This window comes from Nostoc sp. PA-18-2419 (assembly GCF_005869855.1).
Classification (GTDB): Bacteria; Cyanobacteriota; Cyanobacteriia; order Cyanobacteriales; family Nostocaceae; genus Nostoc.
On sequence record NZ_SZNH01000021.1, the window covers coordinates 32,631 to 45,930 of the forward strand.

Below are 13,300 nucleotides of genomic sequence, written 5' to 3' on the forward strand. Positions count from 1 at the left end.
TAGTCAAGTTAATGCGCTATACAAAACTTCACGATGCATTAATGCTCTATCTACTAAAGATTGTATTTGCTCAGGTGATAAAGGATCGCCATTGGCATAATGCTCTATCCAAGTCAGACTAATTAAATTTGGGTCATCTGGTAAAGTTGCTAAATCCCACCCAGGTATTGCCAATTCTTCCATAAGACGATTTACTTTTGGATCGTAACTGAGAGCAAAGCAGCGACAACCTTCAGCAGCAGCCATAATTAAGCTGTGCAAGCGCATTCCAATTGCCATTTCCACACCGCGAAACACGCCTTTCAAAAGTTGCGGATCTTCCAGATACAAAATTTTGCTAACATCTTTGAGATGTGGTTGAATAGCTTCAGCAATAGTTAAATCTTCACTTTTTTGAAACGGCAGTAATAAAATGAAAGCTTGCGTAGCTTTTTGAAAATCTACTAAAGCACGAGTTAAGTTTGCTAGGCGTGTTTGTGTAAGTTGGGGATGCGATCGCAATGTTATTGCAACTCTGGGCGCAGGTAAATCCCAAAGTCCTGGGACTGGTTGAGATTCCAATGCCCAAACTGGGTCTGGAGCTATAATACAAGGAATTTGCCAATCAGATAACAAAGCAGCACTGGCGCGATCGCGGACACTGATTTTGGTACAATTACCAAAGGTTTGCCGTGCCAACCAGCGAGTTTGCGGACGCAGCAAAGGGCCGATACCCTGCGCCCAAGCAACAGTTTTCAAATTCATTTTCTGCGCCAACGCCATTAGTCCGCCATAATAAAGTGGGCTGATGGCACTGGTAACATCTTGAATGATACTCCCACCACCCCAAATCAAGGCATCACAAGAGCGCAAAGCTTGCAGTACAGGTAAGGCAGCCATGCGATCATAGGTTTCTACATTGTGGCGATCGCGGGTTTGGTTTGGATTGCCCGAAAGCACTACAGGCGTCACATCAGGTGGTAACATTTGCAAAAGCGTTGCCAATAAAGCTTCGTCACCACCATTACCTTTACCGTAATATCCAGACAACAACGCCCGCATCTTTGCCATTTAAAATTTTGGATAAAAGGATTTTAGATGATCAACTTTTCTTAAAAATTGATCAGATGTTAGCCATCCTACCAACAACAGATAAATTTTCTTATGGGAAGATGATGTTATGGAAAGACAAGAGAACTAAATTATTCTTACCTTTTGACTTTTAACTTTTGACTTGTTATGCACGCCCTTTCAATTCCCACCTGGATTATTCATATTTCTAGCGTTATTGAGTGGATTGTCGCCATTTGGTTAATCTGGACTTACGGCGAACTCACTGGTAACCGCAATTGGTGGGGATTGTCCCTTGCCATGTTACCAGCTTTGGTCAGCGCCATGTGTGCTTGCACCTGGCATTATTTCGATAACGCCGAATCTTTGGAATGGCTGGTAACGCTTCAAGCTACCATGACCTTAGTTGGTAATTTTACACTTTGGGCAGCAGCATATTTGATTTGGCGTTCTACCAAGCCTGCTAATACTGTTGAACCAAAACCTATCAAATCAGAGCAATGATGTCTAAAGGAACCCTGTTTGCCCTTTCTCTGTTTCCCTATTTGGGTTTCTTGTGGTTTCTCAGCCGCAGTCCGCAAATGCCGCGTTTTGCTCTATACGGATTTTACGGCACTCTTGTATTTGTTGCCGTCACTATTCCAGCAGGAATTTACGCGCAAGTGCATTATGGAGAGTCTTTAGCAAATGTAGATTGGTTGCACGGCAGTGCAGAAGTATTTTTGACCCTTTCTAACATTTTGATTGTGCTAGGTTTTTGGCAAGCAATCAAACAATTAAAAATTAAACATTAAAGATACCAAACCCAGCTATAGCTAGTGTTTGATTGCATTAAGTTATGAGGAACAAGTAAATGGATGTAATTCCAGCAATAGATTTACTAGAAGGTCGTTGCGTGCGATTGTATCAGGGAGACTACGATCGCTCGCAAGTTTTTAGTGAAGACCCGGCTGATGTTGCTAAACAGTGGGTTGAACAGGGTGCTACCAGATTGCACGTGGTCGATTTAGATGGTGCAAAAGCAGGTAAAGTAGTAAATCTTCGAGCAATAGAGGCGATCGCTCAAGTGGTATCGGTGCCAATTGAAATTGGTGGAGGATTGCGCGATCGCACCAGCGTTCAACAAGTGTTTAATTTGGGCGTACAGTGGGCAATTCTCGGCACCATCGCTGTAGAACAACCCCAACTAGTGCAACAACTGTGTGAAGAATTTCCCAAACAAATTATTATCGGTATTGACGCCCGTAATGGCTACGTAGCAACTCGCGGCTGGTTAGAAACTTCAGAAGTTTTAGCAACCCAACTGGCTGTGAGAATGCAAGAATTAGGTGCAGCAGCTATTATTTACACCGATATCCACCGTGATGGTACACTTATAGGCCCGAATTTAGAAGCTTTGCGAGAACTAGCTGCGGCAATTTCCATACCAGTAATCGCTTCTGGTGGAGTTAGTTCCGTTACCGATTTGTTAAGTTTGCTGGCGTTAGAACCACAAGGCGTAACTGGTGTGATTGTCGGACGTGCCTTGTACACTGGGGATATTTTACTCAAAGAAGCATTGCGAGCGATCGGCCCTGGACGGATTCAGGATATACCCCCCAATTTCGGTTTCTCTAGCTTTGCTTGACAAACTACCCCTGTTCTGTCACTCTCCGAAAACATTTGCCATTTGTGAATTCTAGAGCTTTTATCTACCAGGCGATCGCTCGATTATTTTCTAATAACAAATACAAGACCTATTTTTTTCTAATAGTAAAGCCTGTATTGACCGACTGATATAGCTTTCAAAGATTGGTTACTCGGAAAGTGACAAAAGAGGGCTACACACACTGACTCGTCCTTTTGAGTACAGTGTTGTCTGTCTTAACTAGTCTGGCTATTTGTTCTAGCTAAACAATCAACACTACGGGGGATGAGATGGTTGTTACATTGCAACTGCGCCAAACCGAAGTTCAACCAGGCCAGTGCTTGATATTGCGCGAGATTAGTTGGGCAGAGTTTGAAGCAATTCTAGAGGAACTTGGAGAACATCGTGCTACACGAGTTGCTTACTATCAAGGGCTGTTAGAGATTCGGATGCCTTCACCAGAACATGAAGTAGACAAAGAATTAATTGGTGATATGGTTAAAATCCTACTTGATGAGTTACAACTTGATTGGGAACCTTACGGCTCGACAACACTGAAGCGATCGCAAATGGCAGCAGGTGTAGAACCGGATACCTGTTTTTATATCCAAAATGCTGGCCAAATTATTGGCAAGCGACGATTAGATTTGTTGGTAGATCCACCACCAGATTTAGTAATTGAAATCGATGTTACCTCAAAGACTCAGCTTAGTGCTTATGTGGCCTTGGGCATACCTGAGTTTGGTGTTACGGAAATGGCAAGTTGCGAGTATTTGTCTTAAATCAAGCAGAATATATTGAGATGAAAACTAGTCCCACATTTGAAAAGTTACCTGTAATTGAGGGAATATTGCAGTTTTTGCAACTCAGCCTAACACAAGGATCTAGTACAGCACGACGAGCATTTAGGCAGTGGGTGCGTGAAGCAATAGCATAGTAAGAAATATCAAGTTTGGTTAAATATCCCTCGATATAGATTGGGTAGAACGAAATTTAGGTGTTGCTGATTGAAAATATGAATCTGCCTTAGGCAATATGATATTAGATTACCTATTTGCTATAGCCAGCGAGCACTAACTCATATATTAAGATTTGTACCTGTTTTATTAAAAGTTAAGCTGACTACAAAGGCAAGATTATCTACTAACTTTTTTCAATAAATTTAAATTTTTTTCAAATATTTCTGTAATCGACAATACCCGTAATGTAGATTAAATGGTACTAAATTTAAAAATTAAATATTATGGCTAATCAAGAGCAACATTCCAACCAAGCGTTGAATCAAGCACAGGCTAACGGAACAAAGAAGAAACTACAACCTCCCCCAGACATCAAAAGACCAAAGAAAACTGAATAAAAACTGTATTTGGTGTTGTCAAGAAAATATTGCAGCTATTTAAAAATTTAAAGATTTATAGCTACTAACTAAAGACTATAAGCGCTCCCAGCCACAGCGTTTTATAATCAAAGTAGAGCGCTGTGGCCTATGTAACTTTTTGTAAAGGAAATCTAAAAGAATTGACCTTAGTAGAAGCGCGGTTGCACTTAGGCTAGATAATAGATGTAATCATCCTAATTGATACAACCACAGTCCTAGACTTTTGTGATATCAATGTATACCAGTGAATCGACCAAATACTCTGCCAGAACGGACATTGGACAAACCAGCCGGATTTTGGTAGTAGAAGATGAAGAACTAATCCAGGAAATGGTAGCTGTAGCCCTGGAAGAAGAGGGTTACGGGGTGATAACTGCGCCCGATGGGCGGTCTGCTGTTGAGTATCTCAAAAGTTTTGAAACCAACTCAGGGGAACTTCCCTTTGACTTAATCGTTCTTGATTTGATGCTGCCTCAGATCAATGGTTTAGATATTTGCCGTTTGCTACGTCACCAAGGAAACCCAGTACCAATTTTAATGCTCAGTGCTAAGGGTAGCGAAACCGACCGCGTTTTAGGTTTGGAAGTAGGAGCAGATGACTACCTCACTAAACCCTTTAGTATGCGGGAGTTAGTGGCTCGCTGTCGTGCTTTACTGCGGCGTCAGCGCTTAAGTACTTTGCCACAGCTACCGGTATTGAAATTTAAGGATGTAACCTTAAATCCTCAAGAATGTCGCGTACTGGTTCGTGGTCAAGAGGTAAGTCTTTCCCCCAAAGAGTTTCGCCTGCTGGAACTGTTTATGAGTTACGCCCGTCGGGTGTGGTCGCGTGAACAATTGCTAGACCAGGTTTGGGGTCCAGATTTTGTAGGGGATAGTAAAACCGTAGACGTTCACATTCGTTGGCTGCGTGAAAAATTAGAGCAAGACCCTAGCCATCCAGAATATATTGTGACTGTACGAGGTTTTGGCTATAGGTTTGGATAATTAGTTTAGATAGTTGTTAGTTTTGAGTAATCATCAAAAAACTAACAACTCAAATGCTCTTATTGGGATTTTTTCTGGGTTTAGCGGTAGGCATTGGGTTTTGGGTTTGGCAACAGGTTCAACTTAACCGCTACCTGAGGCGCGTACTCCAACCGTTAACCCCACATTTTCACAAAGTGGGACTGCTACTAATTCCTGGGTTACGGCAGGAAATTATGCTCTTGAAAGAGCAGCGACAAGATTTACAACAGTCGCTGCAAACTTACCAAGACTTGCTGGAATTTGCACCAGTGGGATATTTACAGGTAGATGAAGAAAATCAACTGCTGTGGTGCAATCAGCAGGCACAGGAAATTTTATATCTGCAAAGGTGGCAACCAGGACAAGTACGGTTGCTGCTGGAGTTAGTACGGTCTTATGAACTTGATCGCTTAATTGAGCAAACTCGTGATTACCAAAAACCACAGACAAAGGAGTGGGTGTTTCATCCATCTTGTGATAGTGCAGCAGAGATACAAACAGTAAAATCTTTAACTTTGCGGGCTTCTAGCTTGCCTTTACCCGATGGACAAGTAGGAGTGTTTCTAGAAAATCGTCAACCCCTATTGGATATAAATCAAGCACGCGATCGCTCTTTTTCTGATTTAGCACACGAACTCAGAACGCCGTTGACTTCGATTCGTTTAGTTGTAGAAACTTTACAAAACCGTTTGGAACCACCTTTAAATCGCTGGGTTAACCGTCTGATGCAAGAAGTTGATCGGCTGATTAACTTGGTGCAAAGCTGGTTAGAACTCACCCAAATGGAAACCAACCCCAACATCCAATTGCAAACCGAAGCTGTAGAATTGCGATCGCTAATTGCATCTGTTTGGGAAAATCTAGAACCTCTAGTACAACGGCAAAATCTGTCTCTGAGTTATTCGGGGCCAGAAAATCTTTGGATTAAAGCAGACCCAGCCCGCATCCACCAGGTTTTTCTCAACTTGCTGGACAATAGCATTAAGTATAGTCTTCCTTCTACTTGCGTTCACGTCCAGGCAAAAATTCTATCGATGAGTAATAATGGCGGCAATGCTAGTTTCTCATCTGTCGAAATAAATCTTATTGATTCTGGGTTAGGTTTTTCCCAAGCAGATTTACCCCACGTTTTCGAGCGATTTTATCGGGGAGATAAAGCTAGAACCCATTCGCAGCAGGATAATAATTCTATAGGGGCGATTGTTGGCAATGGTTTAGGGTTAGCGATCGTTCAACAAATTCTTCTGGCTCACGGCGGTTCAATCAAAGCGATGAACCATCCAGAAACAGGTGGAGCTTGGATGCAAATTCAATTTCCTCAAGTCATGGCAAACTCTTTAAGCCAAGACTATAGTTAAAAAATATCTTCACGTTTGAGATTACAAGTGTGAAAGCTGTCCGTTACAGTCCCAATCCTCAGAGACCCCAACTGGCACGCGCTATTAGGCGTTTAGAACGGGATGTATTACGCATGGGAGCTTTGGTAGAACAATCATTTCGCCTCAGCCACCAAGCGTTATTTGCTCGTAACTTAGCAGCAGCGGAGGAACTTCCCCGGTTAGATAAAAAAATTGATCGTTTTTATAGACAAATAGAATCAGACTGTACAGCAATTATGACGTTGCAATCACCTACAGCACAAGATTTGCGTTGCTTGAGTGCTTTTATGCAGCTAGTGCGAGACTTAGAGCGCATTGGTGATTATGCTAAGGATTTAGCTGAGATTGCAATTAAAATCTTTCCCTATGCGCCTCATATGTCTTTACCAGAGATTGAAGTTATGTCCCGTCACGCTCAAGCAATGTTAGCAACTAGCTTAGTGGCTTTAGCAGATTTTGATGAAGCAGGTGGACGAGGTTTAAAGCACTTGGATGATACTGTAGATGATGCTTATGATCGCGTTTATCAGACTTTAGCTCAACAACGCGACGTACCAGGCGTTGTTGAGCCAATTGTACTGTTGGCACTGGCGATTCGTTGTTTGGAACGTATGGCCGATCATGCGACTAATATCGGTCAAAGGGTTGCATATATCGTCACTGGTCAACGCTCTTAAATCTAATCAGCGAACAATTACCACTTATCAGTTATCAGATTTATCTTGATAACTGATAACTGTTCGCGGTTGACTGATAAAGCTTGGTTGGATCGGAAGTTTCCAAGACAGTCAATTATAGCCGTAGCCATATCAGAAAATCCCAAAACTGAGAATAAAAAATAAATATATCCTACTTTCTACTTTCTTTTTTTAAAGTAAAGAACACGAAGAAATAATTCAGATAATTCTTGCGTAACTACCTAACTCAAACCAAGCTCTGTTATAAAATATTTATCAATAGTATGAGTTTTTCTAATCTATCAAATAAAATTAAGTTAACTAGATATTTTACAAAAAGCTTACCTTTTCTTAAACTTACACAATTAAGGTAACGGATAAATAGCTAAATGATTTTCAACTATCTCTTCGTGAGATAGTTGGATATAAAAGTTATTGACTACAAATGGAGCATTATTTTGTAGTTACTAAAATCAACTAATTATTCAAAGAGTTGCAGGTTTGGGAACCCACGTTTAAAAACGATTGCAAAAAAGACACCGTTCTTCTGGTGCTATGCGTCCCCTGAAAACATCTTTTTTTTAATAGGCTTTAAACCCATAACTAAAGTTTTTATTAGAATTCCCCCACACCCTAACCAGGCAACCCCACGCCCTGTTATTTGTAACTCTAATTCAGCAGAATATTAACTTGCTTGTGTTAATTAGAGGAGATAAGGTATAATCGGTGCTGTGATTTTGTGTGAAATCACCATAGGTAAAGTGTTGATAAACATGTTGCCATGATTCGATTTAATTAGGTGTGAGTGAAAGTAAAAACATGACAAAGCAATTTTGGAATCTAGTTAAGGTTAGTCCAATTGTGATCGTGGCTACATTTTTAGCTGCAAATAGTGCCTTTGCTGCTGAAATTAACGAAGAAGTGACAACTGTTAATCAGTTATCTCAAGCTGAAGATTCAAACAATATTGATCAAGTAACATCTGTTTCTCAGTTTTCGGATGTGCAGCCCACAGATTGGGCATTCCAAGCTTTACAATCCCTGGTTGAGCGCTACGGTTGTATTGCAGGTTATCCCAACAGTACCTATCGCGGTAACCGTGCTTTGACCCGTTATGAATTTGCCGCAGGTTTGAATGCCTGTTTAGACCGAGTTAACGAATTGATTGCTACAGCCACCGCTGATTTGGTAACTAAACAAGACTTGGCTACCTTACAGCGTTTACAAGAAGAATTTTCTGCGGAACTAGCAACTCTGCGGGGTCGTGTAGATGGGTTAGAAGCCCGCACTGCGGAGTTGGAAGCTAATCAATTCTCCACTACTACCAAGTTGGTTGGAGAAGCAATTTTCGCCGTGTCTGATGTTTTTGGCAATCAAAGGGCTGATACAGATGCTAACCCTGACAATAACCCAGACTTAGATAGCAATGCCACTTTTTCTGACCGGGTTCGTTTGAACTTATATAGCAGCTTTAGTGGTAAAGACCAGTTGCAAATCCGTTTGAATGCTAATAACACTATCTCTAATGCTGGTGTGAGTGGGACTAACATGACCCGTTTGGGTTTTGATGGTAATAATGGCAACTCTGTTGTCATCGATAAAGCTAACTATGCTTTCAACTTCTCTGATGCAGTGCGTGTCAAAGTTGATGCCACTAATGGAGAATTATACGAAAACGTTAATACCTTCAACCCTGACTTTGCTAGCTCCGGTAGAGGTGCGCTCTCTCGTTATGGACGTTTCAGCCCAATCTATCGCCAAGGTCAAGGTGGTGCAGGTTTAACTGTTACCCTCAATCCTAAAGGACCGATCAGTTTGACTGGTGCTTATCTAGCCAGGACTGCTAACGATCCTACTGATAATAATGGTCTGTTTAATGGTGATAACGCTATCTTTGGTCAGTTATCTTTCCAACCCACCAAAGCCTTTAATATTGGTCTAACTTACGCCCGTACTTATCAAAGTGATGGTGCTGCTAACAATTTTTTCCAAGGTACAGGTAGTATTTTCGCGAACAATCCTTTTGGAGCTGGTACTCGTAGTCTAGCCAATAACTATGGTGTAGAAGCTAGTTTCCAATTTAGTCCTAAATTGGTCATTAGTGGTTGGGGAGGTTATACAACTGCTGATGCTAAAACTGGTATTAATGCGGGTGCAGATGCAGATATTTGGTACTGGGCCGGATCGCTTGCTTTGAAAGACTTTGGTGGAGAAGGTAACGTCTTAGGCGTTATCTTTGGTCAACCACCTAGAGTTAGTGGTGGAAGTATAAAAAATGCTGCCGCCAATGTTGATTTAGACGACGATACCTCTTATCACTTAGAGGGTCTTTACAAGTTTAGAGTCTCCGATAATCTGCAAATCACCCCTGGCTTGTTAGTAATCTTCAATCCAGAGCATAATAACAACAACGATACTGAATACGTAGGTACTTTGCGTACTACCTTCAGCTTCTAAAATTGGCAATTATGATGAACAAAAACCCCATTTTGAAGTGGGGTTTTGTTTAGCAAAAAATTGGCTATGTTGGATTATAATCTGGCTGGTTGGATAAATCTTTTGGGCGGCGATCGCTACTCCAAGCCCACCATACACAACCACATTGGCAATAATAGAACTCTTGCCATTTACGACGACGGTCTTCTGTAAGTACAGGCGAGCGCCGATTTAACCAAACTTTTTCAGCTTCAAGGCTACTTGAGTAACAGCTAGGACAGCAAAACTCATAAGCGTGTACTGCCTTATTCGTCCATTCAGGTGGGAGCAGAGCAAAAGCATCCATGATCGAGACAGGGAGTAGAGAGTAGTGTAATTCAATCAATTGAAAAACACTGTAAAATGAGTGAATCAATATTCTTAAAAGCTTGTCTATTTGATTGATAAATCTGAATTTGCAAAATCTTTCACCAATAAAAGACTTATTTTTTAAGAGTATTAAAGAGAGATTACAAATCAAAGATTAACACAAAAAGTCAATCTTTTTCGGGTCTTCGACTCATGGGTAACCCCACAAATCTATAAAATTACTGTAGATGAGCAGCTTAGCCATCCTACTATTATCAATTATAAAAGACTGATAAATAAAAAAATATCTCAACATTTACAGTCATCAGTCATCAGGAGACCAACTTCAAGTATTGTTTTTATTTCTTGGAGTTCCCTAACAAATTTGATATTTTAGGAACTGCTCAACTATGGACATTATGGCTAATAATTAAAATTATGGAGCCAAATGCTGAAATTCGTCGTTTATTAGATGTCATGCCTGCTTCTGGTCGGATGATGACAAAAATTGTTAGCAAGCCGGAGCAGGCAAAAGTAATTGACGCCTCCTTTCCTCAACCCTGGAATCAGGCGCGACCGATATATATTAATTTTGATTTGTGGCGTCGTCTGACAAAGCCGCAAAGAGACTTACTGTTGTTGCAGATGGTTAGCTGGTTAACAGGGGTAAAGTGGTTTAAACCCGACATTTATCAAGGTGTAGTGCTGGCAGGGCTGTTGGGTGGATTATGGGAAGCAGCACAATCGGATGCGGTGGGTGTAGTGGTAGCTGGGGGATTAAGTGCGATCGCCTTTGTTCGCATCTGGCGGGCTAACAAATCTCAAGAGTCAGAGTTAAATGCTGATGCAGCAGCAATTCGGGTAGCACAACGACGCGGTTATTCAGAAGTTGAAGCAGCACAGCATTTGTTATCGGCAATTGAAGCCCTAGCCAAAATTGAAGGGCGTTCCAGTTTAAATTTTAGCGAATTGATTCGTTGTCAAAATTTACGAGCGATCGCTGGTTTGTCACCAGTGAGTATGCCTGAAAATTATCAGTAGAAATGAGTCATAATTTCAGATTTAGCAGATGAAGTTAAAAGCTGCTTAGTCAGTTCATTTCATTAATTCAAATTTTACATTTAATTATGTCTACCTATTTCAAAAGTAGAAATAAATGTCTTTGTAAATCAGGGAAAACCAACTGCATATATAAACTTTAGCAAAATCAATTTAATTTTTAGCCAACAATGTTAAATAAAAAAAATATCAATTTAACTTCAATATTACCTTTTCGTTCTCCTTGGTTTCTTATCATCATTTTTTCTACTCTTGGTTTAATTGGTATTCTCAACCATTCGATGTGGCGAGATGAACTAAATCCCTGGCTTATCGTTAGAGATAGTAAATCTTTGGCAGATTTAATTGCAAACATTCATTATGAAGGTCATCCTGTTCTCTGGTATTTTTCTCTCGCATTTATGAGAAAAATAGTAGATCATCCTATTATTATGCAAATTTTTCATTGGGCAATTACTGTTGCTTCGGTTACTCTTTTTTGCCTATATAGCCCTTTTAACTATCAACAAAAACTTCTGTTCTGCTTTGGTTACTTTACTTTTTATGAATATCTTTTAATTTCTCGAAACTATGCCTTTAGTATGTTGTTTATTTTCGCATTTTGTACAATTTTCCCATCCAGAAAAATAACTTATATTTATTTGGCAATTTTATTGAGCCTACTAGCAAATAGTAGTGCTTATGGTTTACTAGTATCATTTTCTTTATTATTAACTTTACTAGTTGAATTTTGTTTTGATAGTGAACATCGCAATCGATATTTTAGTCAAAGTCAAAAATATGATTTATTTTTAAGTATTTTGATTATTATATTTTCTTTTGTTTTTTCAATTTATATTTTAACACCTCCAGCAGATAGTTATCTTTATGGGGGCTTAAATAATGGTTGGGTAATTCAATTAGATTTTCGCCATTTTTTGAGAAGCATAGGTAGAATATTTGGTGGTTATTTATTAATTATTCCTCAACACAAAAGATGGCTCGATTTAATTATTTGTGCAACAATTGTTTTATTTATTACTATCTTAATATCACTCAAATTATCTAAAAAACCAGTTATTTTATTTTTTTATATTATAGGAAATGGTGTAATATTTGCCTTTACATACTTGAGATTTTTAGGTATGCCGAGGCATTTTGGACATTTCTATTTAATTTTGATAGCAGCTTTATGGCTCCAAAGCTATTATCAAGAGTCTTTAGCTATAGTCAATAAATTTCCTGTAGGTTCCCATTCAATTGCATTTGTTCGCAATTGGTATAATATCGCTTTCATGTTAATTCTTTATGTTCATTTTCTGGGAGGTATTTATAGCTTCTCAAGAGATTTAGTCGTACCATTTTCTGCCAGTCGGGAAACAGCCCAATATCTTCAAAAAGCTGGTTTAGATAATGAATTTATTGTTGCCAGTCGCGATGCAAATATGGCTCCTTTATCGGGTTATCTGAATCGCCAGTTCTACTATCCTGAACTCAAAAAAATGGGAAGCTTTACTCTATTTAACAAAAGTCGTCAAGATGTTGAACAAGTTGAGATTTTAAGCCAAATTAATTCTCTACTAAAACAAGATGGGCAAAAGAAAATTTTGCTGATTCTAAATAAAAAACTAAATATCAGCCACAATAATTTGAAGATTGTTCCGATTAAAGATTTTGAAAGAGACTGGGTGGATAGCGAACGATATTATCTTTATTGGGTAAATGAAGTATAAGGATAATACACCAAAGATTTTTGGAGTTTTCAGGCAGAGATTACGGTAATCTTTAGTAAAAGATATTTCATAAAAGCTACAGCAAGGAACTAATCCTGCTATCATAGGCGTTTTACAGCACTGTTCTGTTTGAGAAAATAAAGGCTTGTTTGTTCTACAAGCAGAATGTATTGCCACTCCCAAAAATCAAGCTTTTACATCCTTTGACTAGCTGCGATCGCTAAAGCTACTTTACACTGGAATATGAGAATCAGAGACTAAGGAGTTTATTCATACCTTCTTGGTATTGGTTATAAACTACTTACCTTGTGTAGAAAAACTTAATTTAAATTCTGTCAGTGACTAACGGAGTTGATGAGAATGAACTTTATTCTTTTTGTCTTAGCAGTGGTTTATGTAGGCGGCGCTTGGAAGTTTTGGAATGGGTTTACACGGACTAATTTTAATCCAAGTTTGACCAATCGCATCGGTTTATCTTTGCTATGGCCAGCTTTGTTTATTACTAATCAATCCTATCGTCGAAACTTTAGAAAGGCATTAAAGGGTTAAAATTTACTATTAAGTAAATCTAAACTTAACAGTGACATCTATCTTAATATAAATCTAACACACAATCCCCCTTTCTT

12 protein-coding genes and 1 pseudogene are annotated in these 13,300 nt (G+C 39.4%); 11 read left to right on the plus strand and 2 right to left on the minus strand.

The features are described 5' to 3' along the window. Positions 1-3: 3 nt before the first annotated feature. Positions 4-1,041 carry a polysaccharide pyruvyl transferase CsaB gene (gene csaB / locus FCR06_RS20505; RefSeq protein ID WP_138503158.1) on the minus strand — a complete coding sequence of 346 codons (1,038 nt, stop codon included), beginning with the start codon at positions 1,039-1,041 and terminating at the stop codon, positions 4-6. Positions 1,042-1,218: 177 nt separating this feature from the next. Here csaB and FCR06_RS20510 point away from each other — a divergent pair, with 177 nt between their 5' ends. The 8 genes and pseudogenes from FCR06_RS20510 to FCR06_RS20545 all read left to right on the plus strand — a co-directional run bounded on the left by FCR06_RS20510 (position 1,219) and on the right by FCR06_RS20545 (position 9,576). Beyond that, positions 1,219-1,554: a DUF2499 domain-containing protein gene (locus tag FCR06_RS20510; RefSeq protein WP_138502995.1), complete on the plus strand. Its 336-nt coding sequence runs from the start codon at positions 1,219-1,221 to the stop codon at positions 1,552-1,554. After that, a complete protein-coding gene (locus FCR06_RS20515) occupies positions 1,551-1,844 on the plus strand; it encodes a DUF3593 domain-containing protein (RefSeq protein WP_138502997.1) in 294 nt (97 codons plus the stop codon). The genes FCR06_RS20510 and FCR06_RS20515 overlap by 4 nt, the downstream gene beginning before the upstream one ends. A 59-nt stretch (positions 1,845-1,903) precedes the next feature. Then, the gene (hisA, locus tag FCR06_RS20520) at positions 1,904-2,677 is read left to right on the plus strand and encodes a 1-(5-phosphoribosyl)-5-[(5-phosphoribosylamino)methylideneamino]imidazole-4-carboxamide isomerase (protein WP_138502999.1); all 774 of its coding nucleotides are present in this window, start codon (positions 1,904-1,906) and stop codon (positions 2,675-2,677) included. A 290-nt stretch (positions 2,678-2,967) separates the two neighbouring features. Next, positions 2,968-3,614: pseudogene (locus tag FCR06_RS20525) on the plus strand (Uma2 family endonuclease). 675 nt (positions 3,615-4,289) lie between these two features. Then, a complete protein-coding gene (locus FCR06_RS20530; RefSeq protein ID WP_138503001.1) occupies positions 4,290-5,042 on the plus strand; it encodes a winged helix-turn-helix domain-containing protein in 753 nt (250 codons plus the stop codon). 53 nt (positions 5,043-5,095) lie between these two features. Beyond that, positions 5,096-6,421, plus strand: coding sequence for a sensor histidine kinase (locus FCR06_RS20535; protein WP_138503002.1), 1,326 nt, complete (start codon positions 5,096-5,098; stop codon positions 6,419-6,421). Positions 6,422-6,450: 29 nt separating this feature from the next. Next, on the plus strand, positions 6,451-7,119 hold the full coding sequence (gene phoU / locus FCR06_RS20540; protein WP_138503004.1) for a phosphate signaling complex protein PhoU: 669 nt from the start codon (positions 6,451-6,453) through the stop codon (positions 7,117-7,119). A gap of 819 nt (positions 7,120-7,938) precedes the next feature. Then, the gene (locus FCR06_RS20545) at positions 7,939-9,576 is read left to right on the plus strand and encodes an iron uptake porin (RefSeq protein ID WP_138503006.1); all 1,638 of its coding nucleotides are present in this window, start codon (positions 7,939-7,941) and stop codon (positions 9,574-9,576) included. Positions 9,577-9,640: 64 nt separating this feature from the next. On the opposite strand, the gene FCR06_RS20550 is transcribed toward FCR06_RS20545, so the two are convergent. Then, positions 9,641-9,901: a hypothetical protein gene (locus FCR06_RS20550; RefSeq protein WP_138503008.1), complete on the minus strand. Its 261-nt coding sequence runs from the start codon at positions 9,899-9,901 to the stop codon at positions 9,641-9,643. Positions 9,902-10,341: 440 nt separating this feature from the next. Here FCR06_RS20550 and FCR06_RS20555 point away from each other — a divergent pair, with 440 nt between their 5' ends. The 3 genes from FCR06_RS20555 (at position 10,342) to FCR06_RS20565 (ending at position 13,223) form a co-directional block, all read left to right on the plus strand. Then, entirely contained in the window at positions 10,342-10,944 is a 603-nt protein-coding gene (locus FCR06_RS20555) for a DUF3318 domain-containing protein (RefSeq protein ID WP_138503010.1), read from the plus strand. A gap of 188 nt (positions 10,945-11,132) precedes the next feature. After that, positions 11,133-12,674 (plus strand): hypothetical protein, encoded by a 1,542-nt coding sequence (locus tag FCR06_RS20560; RefSeq protein WP_138503012.1) that lies wholly within the window; start codon positions 11,133-11,135, stop codon positions 12,672-12,674. Positions 12,675-13,034: 360 nt separating this feature from the next. Further along, positions 13,035-13,223, plus strand: coding sequence for a hypothetical protein (locus tag FCR06_RS20565; protein WP_138503014.1), 189 nt, complete (start codon positions 13,035-13,037; stop codon positions 13,221-13,223). The last annotated feature ends 77 nt before the right edge of the window (positions 13,224-13,300 follow it).

Excerpts from the sequence above, each read along its gene's own strand:
- FCR06_RS20555 (WP_138503010.1), top strand. The coding sequence starts at position 10,342 with ATGGAGCCAAATGCTGAAATTCGTCGTTTATTAGATGTCATGCCTGCT.
- FCR06_RS20515 (WP_138502997.1), top strand. The coding sequence starts at position 1,551 with ATGATGTCTAAAGGAACCCTGTTTGCCCTTTCTCTGTTTCCCTATTTG.
- FCR06_RS20550 (WP_138503008.1), bottom strand. The coding sequence starts at position 9,901 with ATGGATGCTTTTGCTCTGCTCCCACCTGAATGGACGAATAAGGCAGTA.
- FCR06_RS20530 (WP_138503001.1), top strand. The coding sequence starts at position 4,290 with ATGTATACCAGTGAATCGACCAAATACTCTGCCAGAACGGACATTGGA.
- FCR06_RS20545 (WP_138503006.1), top strand. The coding sequence starts at position 7,939 with ATGACAAAGCAATTTTGGAATCTAGTTAAGGTTAGTCCAATTGTGATC.
- FCR06_RS20535 (WP_138503002.1), top strand. The coding sequence starts at position 5,096 with ATGCTCTTATTGGGATTTTTTCTGGGTTTAGCGGTAGGCATTGGGTTT.
- csaB (WP_138503158.1), bottom strand. The coding sequence starts at position 1,041 with ATGCGGGCGTTGTTGTCTGGATATTACGGTAAAGGTAATGGTGGTGAC.
- FCR06_RS20510 (WP_138502995.1), top strand. The coding sequence starts at position 1,219 with ATGCACGCCCTTTCAATTCCCACCTGGATTATTCATATTTCTAGCGTT.
- FCR06_RS20565 (WP_138503014.1), top strand. The coding sequence starts at position 13,035 with ATGAACTTTATTCTTTTTGTCTTAGCAGTGGTTTATGTAGGCGGCGCT.
- hisA (WP_138502999.1), top strand. The coding sequence starts at position 1,904 with ATGGATGTAATTCCAGCAATAGATTTACTAGAAGGTCGTTGCGTGCGA.
- FCR06_RS20560 (WP_138503012.1), top strand. The coding sequence starts at position 11,133 with ATGTTAAATAAAAAAAATATCAATTTAACTTCAATATTACCTTTTCGT.